Source organism: Chromobacterium sp. Panama, assembly GCF_003052555.1.
Taxonomy (GTDB): Bacteria; Pseudomonadota; Gammaproteobacteria; order Burkholderiales; family Chromobacteriaceae; genus Chromobacterium.
Map to the genome: position 1 here is coordinate 5,051,857 of NZ_QARX01000001.1, position 15,836 is coordinate 5,067,692.

The following is a 15,836-nucleotide window of genomic DNA, read 5'->3' on the forward strand; positions in this document are numbered from 1 at the left end:
GCGCGAGGAGGCCGCGATGGCGAGCTTGATCGTGGAAAACGCCGGCGTCAGCTACGCCGGCCCGTCCGGCCCGGTGCAGGCGCTGGACCGGGTGTCGCTGGAGCTGCGTTCCGGCGAGATCGTGGTGGCCCTGGGGCCGTCCGGCTGCGGCAAGTCCACCTTGCTGGGGCTGATGGCCGGCTTCCAGACGCCCAGTCAGGGCCGGGTGCTGGCCAATGGCCGGCCGGTGCGCGGGCCGGGCGCGGATCGCGGCGTGGTGTTCCAGGACGACGCGCTGATGCCCTGGCTCAACGCCGAGGACAATGTCGCCTTCGGCCTGCGCCTGCGCGGGGTGCCGCGCGAACGGCGGCGCAGCGAGGCGCGCCGCATGCTGGGCTGGGTGGGGCTGGAAGCCTTCGCCGGCCACGCGCTCAGCCAGATGTCCGGCGGCATGCGCCAGCGCCTGGGCCTGGCGCGTGCGCTGGCGGCCGATCCCGACTTCCTGCTGCTGGACGAGCCCTTGGGCGCGCTGGACGCGCTGACCCGGGAAAAGATGCAGTCGCTGATCCTCAGCCTGTGGCAGCGCAGCGGCAAAGGCATTTTCCTGATCACCCACAGCATCGAGGAAGCGCTGTTCCTCGGCACCGAGCTCTTGGTGCTGACGCCGCGCCCCGGCCGCATCGCGCTGCGGCAGAAACTGGGCTTCGCCCACCGCTACGCCGCCGGCGAATCGGCGCGCTCGATCAAGGCCGATCCCGCCTTCATCGCCATGCGCGAGCATTTGCTGGACTGGATTTTCCGCGCCGAGGAGGCCGACCATGCCGCCGCTTGAACTGACTGAATTGGGCCCGGCCGCGCAGGCCGAGCTGAGCGTGCCGCCGCCGGCCCATGCCCACGCACCGCTCTCCGGCCGCTTCGCCGCCTGGCGTCGGCGCTGGCCCAGCGCGCTGTCCGTGGGCGGCCTGCTGCTGCTGTGGTGGGCGGCCAGCGCCGGCGGGCTGGTGTCGCCGTTATTTCTGCCCGGCCCGGCCCAGGTGGCGGCGCGGCTGGCGGACCTGGCCGTCAACGGCTTCATGGACGCCAGCCTGTGGCGTCACGCCGCCGCCAGCCTGGGCCGGGTGGGCCTGGCGCTATTGCTGGCCGCGGCCACCGCGGTGCCGCTGGGCATGCTGATGGGTCTGAGCCGGCGCGCGCATGCGGCGCTGGACCCGCTGATCGAGTTCTACCGGCCGGTGCCGCCCCTGGCCTATCTGCCCTTGATCGTGATCTGGTTCGGCATTGGCGAAGCCAGCAAGGTGCTGCTGATCTATCTCGCCATCTTCGCGCCGCTGGCCATCGCCACCGCCGCCGGCGTGCGCCGCGCGGACCCGGCGCGGCTGCAGGCGGCGCGCTCGCTGGGCGCCAGCCGCGGCCAGCTGCTGCGGCTGGTGGTGCTGCCCAGCGCGCTGCCGGAGATCCTGACCGGGCTGCGCATCGGCCTGGGCGTGGGCTGGTCCACCCTGGTGGCGGCGGAGCTGGTGGCCGCCACCCGCGGCCTGGGTTTCATGGTGCAGTCCGCCGCCCAGTTCCTGGTCACCGACGCGGTGATCGCCGGCATCCTGATCATCGCCTGGATCGCGCTGGCGCTGGAATTGGGGCTGCGTTGGGCGGAGCGGCGCTTCGCCGGCTGGGCCGCGCCGGAACGTTTTTGAGCGAGTTTTCGATTTTTTGGATTTGGTTTCCGCCGCGCGGATAAGGAGCACATTCATGAGCCTGCAACTGCAAGCCATCAGCCCGGCCCTGGGGGCCATTGTTTCCGGCGTCGATCTGAGCGCGCCGCTGTCCGGCGCCGAGCGCGACGCGATCGAGGCGGCGCTGCTGCGCCATCAGGTATTGTTCTTCGAGAACCAGCCGCTGACGCCGCGCCAGCAGCGCGACTTCGCCGCCCGCTTCGGCGATCTGCACCTGCATCCGGTCTACCCGACGGTGGCGGAGCAGCCGGAAATCATCGTGCTGGACACCCATGTCGACAATCTGCCGGACAACGACAACTGGCATACCGACGTCACCTTCATCGCCGCCCCGCCGCTGGGCGCGGTGCTGGCGGCGCGGCAGCTGCCGGACGTGGGCGGGGACACGCTGTGGAGCAGCAACAGCGCCGCTTACGACGCGCTGTCGCCGGCCTTGCGCGCGCTGCTGGACGGCCTCAGCGCCGAGCACAGCTTTATTCATTCCTTCCCGGAAAGCCGCTTCAAGGACACGCCGCAATACGCGCGCTGGCAACAGGCCAGCCGCGACCATCCGCCGGTGGTGCACCCGGTGGTGCGCACCCATCCGGTCACCGGCCGCAAGGGCCTGTTCGTCAACGAAGGCTTTACCACCCGCATCCTGGAACTGGCGCCGCGCGAGAGCGATGCCCTGCTGGCCCTGCTGTTCGCCCACGCCGCGCGGCCGGAATTCACCGTGCGCTGGCGCTGGAAGGAAAACGATCTGGCGTTCTGGGACAACCGCGTGACCCAGCATTACGCGGTGGCGGATTACCTGCCGCAGCGGCGGGTGATGCACCGCGCCACCATCCTGGGCGACCGACCGCGTTGAGCGCGGCGGAATGAGCAGGAAAAGGAAACCCGGCATTGCCGGGTTTTTCATGTCTTTGGCCTGACGACGCGGTGATACAGCGTCTGAGTTTGGAAGCAAACCACGGCTGGCTTTGGCGCGAAATATATAAGCCAACGCTGTTTTGGCATAAATGGCGTCGACCGCCGTCATATGGAAACGTATGATGCTGGACTTTCCGAGTTGGATGTTTAGAGAGCATAAAAATGAAGATCGCAAACAAATGCGTCGTATTCGCCATGGCCGCGGCGGCGGGACTGAGCGGCTGCGCGACGGAAAGCTCGCGTGCGCTGACGGTGGCCCAGGTGGAAACTGCCGGCAAGCCCTACGCCGGCCCGCGCTCCCCCATCGCGGTGGGCAAGTTCGATAACCGCTCCAGTTATATGCGCGGCATTTTCTCCGACGGTGTGGATCGCTTGGGCGGCCAGGCCAAGACCATTCTGATCACCCATTTGCAGCAGACCAACCGCTTTAATGTGCTGGACCGCGACAACCTGGAAGAAATGAAGCAGGAAGCCGCGTTCAGCAAGCAGGCGCAGGCGGTCAAAGGCGCCACCTACGTGGTGACCGGCGATGTGACCGAATTCGGCCGCAAGGAAGTGGGCGACCACCAGCTGTTCGGCATCCTCGGTCGCGGCAAGCAGCAGATCGCTTACGCCAAGGTCAACCTCAACATCGTCAAAGTGGCGACCTCGGAAGTGGTTTACTCCGCTTTGGGAGCTGGCGAGTACAGCTTGTCCAGCCGCGAAATCATCGGCTTTGGCGGCTCTGCCGGCTATGACCCCACACTGAACGGCAAGGTGCTGGACCTGGCGATGCGCGAGGCGGTGAACAAGCTGACCGCGGCCATAGATTCCGGCGCCTGGCAGCCCGCCAAATAAGATCCGCTAATAAAACCCCTGATCCTGCGTTGCGCCCCTTGTCGTACCCCTTGTACTGCCTGCGTCGGCGCGCCTTGGCTCAGGTTCTCTGCGAGGTTTTGTTAACGGCTCTAAGCGTTCAACAAGCCTCGAATGATTACAGGACGGGCCTTGCTGCCCGTTCGCGCTCGCTAAAGCAAGATTGAACATCATGAAACACAAGATGGCGAAAACGCCGCTATTGGCGCTGGCCCTGCTGGGCGGCGCATTGTTGACCGGCTGCGCCAGTCAAAAACCGCTGTACCAGTGGGAAAGCTACCAGCCCCAGGTTTACCAGCATTTCAAGGGTGTGGCGGCCGAAGAACAGGTGACCGCATTGGAGAGCGATCTGCAGAAAATTCGTGCAGACGGCAAGACTCCGCCGCCGGGCTACCATGCCCACCTGGGCATGTTGTACGCCAGCCTGGGCAAGGACGATCAGATGGTCCAGCAGTTCCAGACCGAGAAGCAGCTGTTTCCTGAATCCGCCGCCTATATGGACTTCCTGCTGAAGAAAGCCAAGAAGTGAAAGACCGCACCATGATCAAACGCATTGCCCAATGGCTGGCCTGCCTGGCCGTCGTGGCGCTGGCCACCGGCTGCGCCAGCCCCAAGCCCTATGATTACGCGGCCTACAAACAGAGCCGGCCGCGCTCCATTCTGGTGTTGCCGCCGTTGAATGAGTCGCCGGAAGTGGCCGCCAGCTACAGTATGTTGTCGCAAGTCACCATGCCGCTGGCCGAAGCGGGCTACTACGTGATGCCGGTGGCGCTGGTGGACGAAACCTTCAAGCAAAACGGCTTGAGCACGGCCTCGGACATTCACGGTGTGACCCCGGCCAAGCTGAAGAACATCTTTGGCGCCGACGCCGCGCTATACGTGACGGTGGACAAGTATGGCACCAGCTATAGCGTGATTAGTAGCGATACCGTCGTGTCCGCCAGCGCCAAGATGGTGGACTTGAAGACCGGCGCGGTGCTGTGGAGTGGCTTCGCTTCGGCCTCGAGCAATGAGGGCAATAATAATTCCGGCGGCGGCGGTTTGGTCGGCATGCTGGTGAACGCGGCGCTGAAGCAGATCATCAATACCGCCACCGACGCCAGCCATAATATGGCGGGCCCCCCCCCCCCCCAGCCATAATATGGCGGGCGTTACCAGCCAGCGCTTGTTCAGCACTGGCTATAACGGCGGTTTATTGTATGGTCCGTNNAACCCGGCATTGCCGGGTTTTTTTACGGGGTTGTACAGCGTATATCTTCAAATGAAATGATATTGGCATCTTAATTTAACGGTTTTCGGGTAATATCCGTTCGCCATAAAAAGACGGGCGGCGCGCCCGTCTTGGCATATCACAATCACAAGAGAAACTGTCATGAAGAAATTTACGCTCGCCCTGCTGTTGCCCGCCGCTTTCGCGCTGCCCAGCGCCCAAGCGCTGGCCTGGGGCCAGGAAGGCCACCGCGTCACCGGCTACGTCGCTCAGCAATTGTTGAGCCCCCAGGCCAAGGCCGCGGTCAATCAATTGATCCCCAACGCGGACTTCGCCCAGCTGGCCTTGTACATGGACCAGCACAAGCAGGAATTGAAACAGCAGCTGCCGGGCTCGGATCAATGGCATTACAACGACGAGCCGGTGTGCGACGGCGTGGAGGAGGACGATTGTCCCAGCGGCAACTGCGCGTCCAATCAGATCGGGCGCTACAGCAAGGTGCTGGCCGACAAAACCGCGAGCAAGTCCGCCCGCGCCCAGGCGCTGACCTTCCTGCTCCACATGATCGGCGACATCCACCAGCCGCTGCACGCGGCCGACAACCACGACCGCGGCGGCAACGACGTCAAGACGCGGCTGGCCGGCAGCAACAAGACCGGCAATCTGCATTCGGTGTGGGACACCGCCCTGGTACAGCAGGCCTTGAGCGGTGCCAACGAGCAGAGCTGGGCGACGCAGAACCTCAAGTACTACGCGCGCAATATCGCCGGCTGGCAGAGCGGGCAGGTCAATGACTGGATCAAGGAATCCAATCAGTACGCGCGCAGCGAGGTCTACGGCCCGCTGTCCAACTTCAGCTGCGGCCAAGCGCCCAGCGACGTGGCCTACCTGGACCGCACCTACCAGACCGCCGGCGCTCAGCTGGTCAAACAGCAGCTGGTCAAGGCCGGCGCGCGCATCGCCATGGTGATCAACCAGGCGCTGCAGTAAAACGGCGCGTCCGCGCTAGAATGGCGGCTCCGTCGTCACCGGAGCCGCCATGTCCATTCACGAGCTCAGCCTCAAGGGTTTCCGTTCCATCCGTCAGCTGCGGCTGGAGCTGGAGCCGCTCAACGTCGTCGTCGGGCCCAACGGCTGCGGCAAATCCAATCTCTACAAAGCGGTGCGCCTGCTGCACGAGGCCGCCTGCGGCCGCCTGTCCGCGGCGCTGGCGGAAGAGGGCGGCATTCAAAAGGCGATGTGGGCCGGCGGCTTGCGCCGCGGAGACCGCAAGGGCGAGCCCAAGCGCATGGCGCTGGCGGCGCGGCTGGCCGATTACGACTACGAATTGCAGCTGGGCTACCCCGAGCCCAGCCGCAGCCTGTTCTCGCTGGACCCATTGGTGAAGGAGGAAACGTTGTGGCTGGCCGGCCAGGGGCGCCGCCCATCGGCCCAGGTGCTGGAGCGGCGCAATCAGAGCGCCTTTCTCACCAGCGTGGACGGGGTCAGGACCACCTATCCCTTGGGCCTGCAGGCCGAGGAGTCGGTGTTCGGCCAATTGGCTGAGCCGCATCTCTATCCCGAGGTGTCGCAAGTGCGGGAGACGCTGCGGCGCTGGCGTTTCTACCATGAGTTCGCGGTGTGGCCCGGCTCGCCGCCGCGCGCGCCGCAAGTGGGCATCCGCTCGCCGGTGCTGGCGCACGACGGCGGCAACCTGGCGGCCGCTTTCCAGACCATTGTGGAGATCGGCGACGTCGAACTGCTGCACAGCGTGCTGGCCGACGCGTTTCCGGACAGCCGCTTCCAGACGGAGGCGCTGCATGGCCGTTTCCAGATGCTGATGCAGCGCGACGGCATTCTGCGGCCGCTGGAGGCGGCCGAATTGTCCGACGGCACCTTGCGTTTCCTGTGCCTGGCGGTGGCCTTGCTCAGCCCGCGTCCGCCGGCCTTCATGGCCTTGAACGAGCCGGAAAACAGCCTGCACCCGGACTTGTTGCCGGCCTTGGCGCGGCTGATCGCCGAGGCCGGCCGCCACAGCCAGCTGTGGGTGACTAGCCATTCGCCGCGCTTGGCGGAGCTGATCGCGCGCCACCGGCCGCTGCGCCGTTTCATGCTGGCGCAGCGCGACGGCGAGACGGTGTTGGCGGACGAGGATTGAGCCGGGGCCGCGAGCTTTTCCGGCTGTGTGCGACATACAAAAAAAGCCCAAGCGTTCAGCTTGGGCTTTTTTCATGGCTCAGACCACGTGCTCAGACCGGTTGCAGAAACAGCGCCTGCTCCGCCGCGCGGCGGCGGGTGAGGCCGGGCAGCACTTTGCCGCCGGCCTTGTTCCAGCGCGGAAACTGGGCGGCGGCGCCGGCGTAGTCGCGCTGATTGAGCAGGCGCAGCAGGGTGGAGTTCTGCAGCGAACCCTGGCCCAGGTTGTAGCTGAAGCTGAGCAGCGCATCGAACTGGTTCTGGTTCAGCGGCACCGAGACCAGTCGGGAGACGCCGGTTTCGAAGCGGTTCAAATCGCGCGCCAGCAGCGCGTCGGCCTGGGCCTGGCTGATGACCAGACCCGGCGTCACGTCCGGACCGGTGTGGCCGTAGCCTATGGTCCAGACGCCCACCGCGTCCTGGTAGGCCTTGAGGCGCAGGCCTTCGAATTGCTGGATCAGTTTGACGCCGTTGGCGCTGATATTCATGTCGGGCTCCTGGGAAGGGCCCCCGGCGGACGCGGAGAAACGCTCGGAAGAATCTGAGGCGGGAGGAGAAGCGGGCGGGGGCGGGACCGGCCGCGCGGGGCGGTTCGGGTGCGTCGTTCCCATTATGCTCAGGGCCCGGAAACGGGCCGAGGCGACGGGTGTCAGTGGCGTAGTTGGACCTGTTTACGATATTTTGAGTTTTGAATCCGCTACGCGGATGATGATTTAGGGCCGGTTCCGCCCGGCAAACGGAAAGGGGAATTTGCGCGGCCAAATTCCCCTTTACCCCAAAGGCCGCCCTGCAAGCCTGGCCTACGGCTTCCCGCCGGTTCCCGTCAGGCCCGAGGCGCGGCTGAACTCGCAGCGCGCTAACGTCGCGCTGCTCGAACAAGCAGCCGCTTAAGACCTCGGGCCTGCCACCCGTCGGCAGGCTTGAAGGGAGTGAGGGCGCGTCGAATACGCGGTTTCCATTGTATTAACGATGCTGCAACCCGCGAATCATTAAAGCCTTTGAACTGGCTACTAGTAAACAAAGCGCTCGCGCAGGTCTTCCAGGTTCAGCTCTTTCAGAATCGCCTCCTGGCGTTCGCGCGCGCTGTTTTTGCGCTGGCCGGTGTACTTGGCGATGATCAGCTCGTTCTTCATCGAGTGTTCCCAGCCCACCAGCTCGGTGACGGTGAGCTGATAGCCGCGGGCCTCCAGCTGCAGGCAGCGCAGCACATTGGTCAGATGGCTGCCGAACTCGCGGGTGTGGATGGGGTGCCGCCACATCTCGGACAGCGGAGTCAGGCCGAAGCTCTGGTTTTTCTTCTGGCGCAGCACGCCGGCCACTTCCGCCTGGCAGCAGGGCACCAGCACGATGTAGCGCGCGTTCTTGGCCAGCGCGAAGCGGATGGCGTCGTCGGTGGCGGTATTGCAGGCGTGCAGCGCGGTGATGATGTCCACCTGCTCCGGCAATTGCTCCGAGGTGATCGACTGTTCCACGCTCAGGTTCAAGAAGCCCATGCGTTCGAAGCCAAGGCGGGCGGCCAGCTCTTGCGAGCGGCTGACCAGTTCCGGCCGGGTTTCGATGCCGTAGACGCTGCCGGCGGCCTTGTCCTTCAGGAACAGGTCGTAAAGGATGAAGCCCAGATAGGATTTGCCGGCGCCGTGGTCGGCTAGGCTCATCTCGCCTTTTTCCGCCAGCACGTCGGCCATCAGCGGCTCGATGAACTGGTACAGGTGGTAAACCTGTTTCAGCTTGCGGCGGGTGTCCTGGTTGATCTTGCCGTCGCGGGTCAGGATGTGCAGCTCTTTGAGCAGTTCCAGCGATTGCTGCGGTTTGATCTCGGGAATCAGGCTCATGGCGGCCTCCTGCGAAAAACGAATCGCCGGATTTTAGTCCAATTCGCGCCGGCGCGCTTGGGCGCTGGTTTCAATGCGCCTGTCTAACTGGCCGGCTGCGCGCTAATCCGCTCAAGCCAGCGCAGCATGTCCTGCTCCACTTCCACGCGGTTGGTTTCGTTCAGCATTTCGTGGCGGCCGCCGGGGTAGACCGTGGTCTGCACATCGAGCAGGCCGGCTTCGCGGTAGCGGATTTCCAGCTGGCCCAGGCCCAGCTTGCCCAGGCTGACCGGGTCGCGGCTGCCGGCCAGCAGCCAGACCGGACAGCGGCGCGGCAGGCTGTCGCCGCTCGCCTCGCCGCGTTCCATGGCGATGATGCCGCCGAACAAATCTATCCACAGGCCGGGGCAGGGGTCGAAGCCGCATAGCGGGTCCGCCAGGTATTTGTCCACTTCCGCCGGGTCGCGGCTCAGCCAGTCCATGCCGGTGCGGGCGGGCAGAAAGCCCAGGTTGAAGCTGCCGAAGACCAGCCGCGCCAGCAGCCGGCTGGGGCGTTCCGGGCTGCCGAAGCGGGCCACCAGCCGCGCCAGGCCGCGCAGCAGCCAGGCCAGCGGCCGCTGGCGGTAGCCGGTGGCGGACAGGACCAGGCCGGACAGCGCCGCGCCGTGGCGCAGGAAATAGGCGCGGGCGATGAAGGAGCCCATGCTGTGGCCGAACAGCGCCACCGGTAGGCCGGGATGGCGTTCCGCGGCGTGGCGGCGCAGGGTGTCCACGTCGGCCACCACCTTGTCCCAGCCGCCGTCGGCGGCGAAATGGCCGCGCAGCCGCGGCGCGGCGCCGTGGCCGCGATGGTCGTGGGCGTAGACGGCGTAGCCGGCGGCGCTCAGGGTTTGGGCGAAGCGGTGGTAGCGGACCGCGTATTCGCTCATGCCGTGGGAGATCAGCACCACGGCGCGCGGCGCGCCGTCCGGCAGCCAGCAGGCGGCGTGCAGGATTTCCCCGTCGTCGGCGTTCAGATGGAAGGTTTGCATGGTGTTGAGCCCTTTTATGGCCTGTTTTGACTGCGCCGCGGCATCAGGGTTGCGGCGAAGCGGCGGCTTCACAGCAGAACATGGCGCAAGGATGCTGGCAAGCGCTATCCAAATGTCCTGGCGCTGTCGCCGTTATTGGAGTGGGGCGCAGGGTTTCGAGTCACGCGGGGACGCGCCGCGCTTGACCCGGCCAGGCTGGGTGGGCAACATGAGCCGCATGCCGTTTCATACAGCGCGGCATCAGGAATGGAAGCCTGAATTGAGTCGGGGGACTTATCATCCCAATGCCACGCTATAGCTGCGCCCATCAGGGCAGGTTATGGCAGGGAGGCCTTTGGCCTGCTGGCTCCGACTCGCCTGTCTTCCAACCCTGCCATATGCCTGCCCATCCTGATTGGAAGCGGGGTGGCAGGCTCATTTTGGATCGGAGCCCGTCATGCCTCTATTGTCAGTTCTGTCCCTGCTTTCCAAACCGCCTCCGTCCAAGGAGGCCGCTCAATCTCCAGCCGCTCTTCCTGCGGCCAGCCGTCTGATCAAGACCGTCAAACATCTGCAAGGTCTGCGTTCGGAAAATACCGCGCTTGCCGCCATCGATCCCGTTCTGATTCATTTAGCCCATTGCTGCGAGCATTACGACGATGTTGCCGAAGAATTGCGTCAATGCAATGAGGCCTTGGGCGCGGTGCTGTTGATGCTGCGTCACACCGAAAACGCGCAAGTGCGCGGCAAGGCCTTGTGGGCCTTGTTGGAGCCTTTGCAGCAGCGTTTGCAGGGGGCGATGGAGAGGCTGGAGACGGTGACGTCTTAGAACCTGTTTACGATCCGTTGCGTGTCGCGAGCAAGGCCTTGTTTCGCTTTGGTTGGCGTGATCCTCAACCGCGGGTGCTGGTGGGTATCGCCTGCGGCTCCACCCACCCTACGTGCGGTCGTTGGCCAGGGGTAGGGTGGGTGGAGCGCAGCGATACCCACGCGGAGGTCTTGGAGAGCTTCGGATCGGCGGTGTCCTGTGCGCCAAGCCAGGGCCAAAACACTGAACAGGTCGTGCACAGGCTTTTAGCGTGGCTACTCGTCCTACTGATACGCAGCAGATGGTGGACAGGCGCTCAGGCCAGCATGTGTTCCGGGTCGAAGTCCGGATTCAGCCGCGAGCTCAGCACGTGGTCGCGCCAGGCGCCGTTCAGATAGAGGTAGTTCTTGGCGTGGCCTTCGATCTCGAAGCCCAGCCGCTTGAGCAGGCCGGCGCTGCGCAGATTGTGCGGCTGGTAGTTGGCCTGGACCCGGTGCAGCTTGAGGGTGTCGAAGGCGCAGCGTATCACCGCTTCCAGCGCTTCGCGCATCAGGCCCTGGCCTTGGCAGTGCTGGTCCAGCCCATAGCCCAGATGACAGGATTGGAAGGCGCCGCGGCTGATATTGCTGAGGCCGACGCTGCCTATCACCCGTTCCGGCTCGGCGTGCAGCGCCAGCAGGAAGCGGCCGCCGCGGCCTTCTTCCCAGTCGCGCGCGCGTTGGCGCAGCTGCATGGTCCAGTACAGCTCGGTGAAGAACATGTCGCCGGGCTTGGGGTCCCAGGGTTCGAAGTGCTGGCGGTTGCGGACGTGGAAATCCAGCATCGCGCGCGCCTGCGCCGGCTGAGCCGGCAACAGCAGCAGGCGCGGCGTGTTGAGGGTGGGCTGGGCGATGGGCATGCGGGGCGGTCAGGCGCTGGCGGGGAAGGCGATCTCGGCCGCCGCACGGAGCAGGATGGGCACGCCGAAGCTGCCCAGCTTGGGCAGGGTGGCGTTTTCATGGGCGCGGATTTGGGCGGCGCTGGCGTGGTCCTTGTCGTGGGTGGTGTGCGCGTCGCTGGCCAGGATGATGGCGTAGCCGTGGGCGGCCGCGCTGCGGGTGGTGGTGTCGATGCAGAATTCGCTGGCGTAGCCGGCGATGACCAGTTGGCCGACGCCCCATTGTTGCAGTTGCTGATGCAGGCCGGTGCGCAGGAAGGAGTCCGGCGTGGTCTTGCGCAGGTAGTGGTCGTCCGGCTGGGCGTCCAGGCCGCGGGCCAGCTGCCATTCCGCCGAGCCGTGGATCAGCGGCGCGCTGGCGCGTTCGTGTTGAACCCATACCACCGGCGTTCCGGCCGCGCGCGCGGCGGCGGCCAGTTGATTGAGGCGGGCGATGACGGCGTCGGCGTGGTCGGCGCGGGGTTCGTGGTCGAACATGCCGCTTTGCACGTCGATGATCAGCAGGGCGGTTTTCATCGGGGTTTCCTGTCGCGGGATTGAGTCGCCAATGTCATATGAAACGGCTTAAAAAGCAAGCCCCGCCGGGGCGGGGCTTGGTGCTTGTTCAAAGTCTAGCGAGCTAGAGCGAGACAAGGCGAAAATAGCTGAAGAAGCGGAATGTACAAGTGGTACATGAGCATTCTGAAGCGGTTTTCAACGCCGTATCGCCGACGCGCAGCAGATCGTAAGCAGGTTCTCAGGCGGTCAGCCTGTCCAGCGCTTCCTTATATTTGGCCGCGGTCTTCTCGCGCACCTCCAGCGGCACCGTCGGCGCCGGCGCCTGCTTGTTCCAGCCGGAGGCTTCCAGCCAGTCGCGGACGAACTGCTTGTCGAAGGACGGCGGGTTGCCGCCCGGCGCGTAGCTGTCCGCCGGCCAGAAGCGGCTGGAGTCCGGGGTCAGCGCCTCGTCCATCAGCGTCAGCACGCCGTTTTCGTCCAGGCCGAACTCGAACTTGGTGTCGCAGATGATGATGCCACGGCTGGCGGCGAATTCGGCGGCGGCGCGGTAGAGCTTGATCGCGGTGTCGCGCACCTGGGCGGCCAATTCGGCGCCGACGATTTCCTCGCAGCGCTGGTAGCTGATGTTTTCGTCGTGGTCGCCCACCGCCGCCTTGGTGGACGGGGTGAAGATGGGCTCGGGCAGCTTGTCGGCCTCGCGCAGGCCGGCCGGCAGCGCCAGGCCGCAGACGGTGCTGCTCTGGCGGTATTCCTTCCAGCCGGAGCCGGCCAGGTAGCCGCGCACCACGGCTTCGATCGGCACCGGTTTCAGGCGCTTGGCCACCACGGCGCGGCCGGTCACTTGCGGCAGGTCGGCGGCGGAGACCACGTCTTCCGGCGCGTCGCCGGTCAGGTGGCAGGGCACCAGCTCTTTGAGCTTGTCGAACCAGAAGTTGGAGATGGCGGTGAGGATCTGGCCCTTGCCGGGAATGGGATCGTCCAGGATCACGTCGAAGGCGGACAGCCGGTCGGTGGCGATCATCAGCATGCGCTGGTCGTCGATCTCGTACAGGTCGCGGACCTTGCCGGAGTAGATTTTCTTCAAGCTGGTCAGTTGGGTGGTGTTGAGTCCGGTCATCGGAAATCCTCGGTGGAGCGGGCAATGTGTTTCAAGGCTTCGCGCCGGCTGAGCCCGGATAGCGGCGTGGCCGCGACAAAGGCGCGCACGGCGCGGGCGTCGGTGTAAGCGTATTCGCGCAAGGCCCAGCCTATGGCCTTGCGAATGAAGAATTCGGCGTCGCCGGCATTGGCGGCGCAGTAGCGGAACAGGCGTTCGGCGTCGGTGTCGGTTTTCCAGCGCAGCTGGTGCAGGATGGCGACGCGGCGCAGCCAGAAGTCGGCGTCGCCGCTGAGCGCGTCCATATCGTGTTGCAGATCGCGGTGTTGGCGCGCGAGCGTGCCGACCACCCAGGCGGCCAAGCCGTCCACGCAGTCCCACCAGGGCTTGGCGGCGGCCAAGGTCAGCAGCCGCGGCAGGCTGGCGGCCGGCAGTGCCTCGGCGCGCGCGGTCAGCAGGTCCACCGCCGCGTATTGGAATTCGCGTTCCGGCTGCCGCCACAGTTGTTCGGCCAGTTCCAGGCAGTATTCCGCGGTTTGGGTCTTCAGCGCGCGGATCCAGGGCGTGGAGACCTTGCGGCGCGCCGGCGTGGGCACGCCGAGAAAGTCGAACTGCCCGCGCATATAGGCGCGCATCGGCGCGGCCTGTTCCGGGACGGCGGCGGCGCTCAGTCCGGCGCGCAGCGCGGCGATGTCGGCGTTCATGCCGGCGCCTCGTCGAAGAAGCGCATGCCGGCGTAAGGGCGGGCGCGGCAGGCGGCCAGCCGCGAGGCCAGGCTGCCGACGTGCAGCTCGAGCTGATGGCCGTCCGGGTCCAGGAAGTAGAGCGAGTCGCCTTCGCTGCGGTTGTCCCGCCATTGGCGGACGCCGGCGGCGGCCAGGCGCTCGCGCCAGGCCGGGAAGTCGGCGGCGTCCACGCCAAAGGCGTAATGGGTGTAGTCGGGGGCTGGCGCGGCGGCCGGGTCCAAGGACAGGCACAGCCACAGGCCGTCCAGGCTCAGATAACCGCCGCCGTCCCAGCGCGCATGGGGCTGGCAGCCCAGGGTAAGGGCGTAGAAGTCCCAGGCGCGCTCCAGATCGCGCACCGCCAGGGTCAGGTGATTGAGTCCGTTCAGCTTCATGGCGAAAAAATGGCGAAGCCGGAAAGCTTCGCCATCTGCTTACAAGGTATCCTTCAAGGCCCGGGCTTGATCCAAGGCTTCGTCGGCCGTAGCCGCCATCACATTGAAGTGGCCCATCTTGCGGCCGGGGCGCGCGCTTTTCTTGCCGTACAGATGCAGTTGGGCGTTGGGCGCTTCCGCCAGCACGTCCCAATTGGGCTGGGCGCCGTTGTCCTTCCACACATCGCCCAGCAGATTGACCATCACCACCGGGCTGAGCAGCTCGGTGCGGCCCGGCAGCAGGCCGCACATTGCGCGCACCTGTTGCTGGAACTGGTCGGTCAGGCAGGCGGTGAGCGTGTAATGGCCGGAGTTGTGCGGCCGCGGCGCGATTTCGTTGACCACCAGGCTGTCGTCGGCCAGCACGAAGAATTCCACCGCCAGCACGCCAACGTAGTCCAGCGCCTCGGCCAGGCGCAGCGCCATCGCTTGCGCTTCGGCCGCCAGCGCCGGCTTGATGCGCGCCGGCACGATGGATTCGTCCAGGATGCCGTCGGCGTGGATGTTCTCGGCCACCGGGAACACCGCACTCTGGGTGGCGCTGACCCGGGTGACGATGGCGGACACTTCCAGTTGCAGGTCCAGCATTTTTTCCAGCACGCAGGGCTGGCCACCCAGGTTGGCGTAGGCGGCGCGCGCCTCGGCGGCGGTGCTCACCCGCGCCTGGCCTTTGCCGTCGTAGCCCAGGCGCGCGGTTTTCAGGATGCCGGGCAGATAGGGCGCGAGCTCGACCTGGATGTCTTCCACGCTCTGGATGGCCAGATAGGGCGCGGTGGGCAGGCCGGCCTTGGCGATCCAGGCCTTTTCCACGATGCGGTCCTGGGCGATGGCGACGCAGTCGCCGGACGGGGACACGCGGGTGGTCTTGGCCAGCAGGCGCATCGCGTCGGCGTTGACGTTCTCGAATTCAGTGGTGACGGCGGCGCAACTCTTAGCCAGGTCTTCCAGCGCGGCCGGATCGTTGAACGGCGCGCACAGGTGGCGGTCGGCGAACTCGGCCGCCGGCGCGGCTTCGTCCGGGTCCAGCACGGTGACGCGGTAGCCCATGGTCTTGGCGGCCACGGCGAACATGCGGCCCAACTGGCCGCCGCCCAGGATGCCCAGCATCGCCGGGGGCAGGATGGCGGCCATTATTCGATCTCCGGCAGGGTCATCGCCAGCACGGTTTCTTCTTGCTTGCGGCGGAAGGCGACCAGTTGTTCCGCCAGTTCCGGGCGGGTGGCGGCCAGCATGGCCACGGCGAACAGCGCGGCGTTGGCGGCGCCGGCCTCGCCGATGGCGAAGGTGGCCACCGGGATGCCCTTGGGCATTTGCACGATGGAGAGCAGGGAATCCTCGCCGCGCAGGTATTTGGACGGTACCGGCACGCCCAGCACCGGCACATGGGTCTTGGCGGCCAGCATGCCCGGCAGGTGGGCGGCGCCGCCGGCGCCGGCGATGATGGCCTTCAGGCCGCGCTCGGCAGCGGTTTCTGCGTATTGGAACAGCAGGTCGGGAGTACGGTGGGCGGAGACGACGCGGGTTTCACAGGCGATGCCGAAGTCTTTGAGCACGCGGGCGGCGTTCTGCATGACTTCCCAATCGCTGTTGCTACCCATCACGATGCCGACTTCAATCATGGCGGAGAAGCTCGCTGGTTGAGGCTAAAGCCGGGATTTT

The 15,836-nt window shown here is 65.8% G+C and carries 19 protein-coding genes; 9 read left to right on the forward strand and 10 right to left on the reverse strand.

All coding sequences use genetic code 11. From position 1 onward, the window contains the following. Positions 1-16: 16 nt before the first annotated feature. The 8 genes from DB032_RS22730 (at position 17) to DB032_RS22765 (ending at position 6,820) form a co-directional block, all read left to right on the forward strand. Positions 17-811, forward strand: a complete 795-nt coding sequence (locus DB032_RS22730; RefSeq protein WP_107802110.1) for a taurine ABC transporter ATP-binding protein — start codon at positions 17-19, stop codon at positions 809-811. Then, on the forward strand, positions 798-1,670 hold the full coding sequence (gene tauC / locus DB032_RS22735; RefSeq protein ID WP_107801453.1) for a taurine ABC transporter permease TauC: 873 nt from the start codon (positions 798-800) through the stop codon (positions 1,668-1,670). The genes DB032_RS22730 and tauC overlap by 14 nt, the downstream gene beginning before the upstream one ends. A 55-nt stretch (positions 1,671-1,725) precedes the next feature. Next, positions 1,726-2,556, forward strand: a complete 831-nt coding sequence (gene tauD / locus DB032_RS22740; protein WP_107801454.1) for a taurine dioxygenase — start codon at positions 1,726-1,728, stop codon at positions 2,554-2,556. A 224-nt stretch (positions 2,557-2,780) separates the two neighbouring features. After that, positions 2,781-3,455, forward strand: a complete 675-nt coding sequence (locus DB032_RS22745; RefSeq protein WP_107801455.1) for a CsgG/HfaB family protein — start codon at positions 2,781-2,783, stop codon at positions 3,453-3,455. 190 nt (positions 3,456-3,645) lie between these two features. Beyond that, a complete protein-coding gene (locus DB032_RS22750) occupies positions 3,646-4,002 on the forward strand; it encodes a DUF4810 domain-containing protein (protein ID WP_233246769.1) in 357 nt (118 codons plus the stop codon). A gap of 11 nt (positions 4,003-4,013) precedes the next feature. Beyond that, positions 4,014-4,613, forward strand: coding sequence for a GNA1162 family protein (locus DB032_RS22755; protein ID WP_199225970.1), 600 nt, complete (start codon positions 4,014-4,016; stop codon positions 4,611-4,613). A 232-nt stretch (positions 4,614-4,845) separates the two neighbouring features. Then, the gene (locus DB032_RS22760) at positions 4,846-5,673 is read left to right on the forward strand and encodes a S1/P1 nuclease (protein WP_107801457.1); all 828 of its coding nucleotides are present in this window, start codon (positions 4,846-4,848) and stop codon (positions 5,671-5,673) included. Positions 5,674-5,722: 49 nt separating this feature from the next. Next, positions 5,723-6,820, forward strand: coding sequence for an AAA family ATPase (locus DB032_RS22765; protein ID WP_107801458.1), 1,098 nt, complete (start codon positions 5,723-5,725; stop codon positions 6,818-6,820). Between the two features lie 91 nt (positions 6,821-6,911). On the opposite strand, the gene DB032_RS22770 is transcribed toward DB032_RS22765, so the two are convergent. The 3 genes from DB032_RS22770 to DB032_RS22785 all read right to left on the reverse strand — a co-directional run bounded on the left by DB032_RS22770 (position 6,912) and on the right by DB032_RS22785 (position 9,700). After that, positions 6,912-7,346, reverse strand: coding sequence for a lysozyme (locus tag DB032_RS22770; RefSeq protein ID WP_107801459.1), 435 nt, complete (start codon positions 7,344-7,346; stop codon positions 6,912-6,914). A gap of 522 nt (positions 7,347-7,868) precedes the next feature. Beyond that, positions 7,869-8,690 carry an SAM-dependent methyltransferase gene (locus DB032_RS22780; RefSeq protein ID WP_107801461.1) on the reverse strand — a complete coding sequence of 274 codons (822 nt, stop codon included), beginning with the start codon at positions 8,688-8,690 and terminating at the stop codon, positions 7,869-7,871. An 83-nt stretch (positions 8,691-8,773) separates the two neighbouring features. Beyond that, complete coding sequence (locus DB032_RS22785) at positions 8,774-9,700, reverse strand: alpha/beta hydrolase (RefSeq protein ID WP_107801462.1); 927 nt, start codon at positions 9,698-9,700, stop codon at positions 8,774-8,776. Positions 9,701-10,136: 436 nt separating this feature from the next. On the opposite strand from DB032_RS22785, the gene DB032_RS22790 reads away from it, so the two are divergent. After that, positions 10,137-10,508, forward strand: coding sequence for a hypothetical protein (locus DB032_RS22790; RefSeq protein ID WP_107801463.1), 372 nt, complete (start codon positions 10,137-10,139; stop codon positions 10,506-10,508). Positions 10,509-10,803: 295 nt separating this feature from the next. On the opposite strand, the gene DB032_RS22795 is transcribed toward DB032_RS22790, so the two are convergent. From DB032_RS22795 to purE, 7 genes are all read right to left on the reverse strand, one after another. Continuing rightward, a complete protein-coding gene (locus DB032_RS22795; RefSeq protein ID WP_107801464.1) occupies positions 10,804-11,385 on the reverse strand; it encodes a GNAT family N-acetyltransferase in 582 nt (193 codons plus the stop codon). A gap of 9 nt (positions 11,386-11,394) precedes the next feature. Beyond that, complete coding sequence (locus tag DB032_RS22800) at positions 11,395-11,940, reverse strand: cysteine hydrolase family protein (protein ID WP_107801465.1); 546 nt, start codon at positions 11,938-11,940, stop codon at positions 11,395-11,397. Between the two features lie 220 nt (positions 11,941-12,160). After that, on the reverse strand, positions 12,161-13,039 hold the full coding sequence (locus tag DB032_RS22805) for a phosphoribosylaminoimidazolesuccinocarboxamide synthase (RefSeq protein ID WP_107801466.1): 879 nt from the start codon (positions 13,037-13,039) through the stop codon (positions 12,161-12,163). Then, positions 13,036-13,722, reverse strand: a complete 687-nt coding sequence (locus tag DB032_RS22810) for a DNA alkylation repair protein (protein WP_107801467.1) — start codon at positions 13,720-13,722, stop codon at positions 13,036-13,038. The genes DB032_RS22805 and DB032_RS22810 overlap by 4 nt, the downstream gene beginning before the upstream one ends. Continuing rightward, the gene (locus tag DB032_RS22815; protein ID WP_107801468.1) at positions 13,719-14,138 is read right to left on the reverse strand and encodes a fosfomycin resistance glutathione transferase; all 420 of its coding nucleotides are present in this window, start codon (positions 14,136-14,138) and stop codon (positions 13,719-13,721) included. Before DB032_RS22815 ends, DB032_RS22810 begins: the two co-directional genes overlap by 4 nt. Before the next feature lie 39 nt (positions 14,139-14,177). Next, positions 14,178-15,308, reverse strand: coding sequence for a 5-(carboxyamino)imidazole ribonucleotide synthase (locus DB032_RS22820; protein WP_107801469.1), 1,131 nt, complete (start codon positions 15,306-15,308; stop codon positions 14,178-14,180). Next, positions 15,308-15,796: a 5-(carboxyamino)imidazole ribonucleotide mutase gene (purE, locus tag DB032_RS22825; protein WP_107801470.1), complete on the reverse strand. Its 489-nt coding sequence runs from the start codon at positions 15,794-15,796 to the stop codon at positions 15,308-15,310. The genes DB032_RS22820 and purE overlap by 1 nt, the downstream gene beginning before the upstream one ends. Positions 15,797-15,836 lie beyond the last annotated feature (40 nt).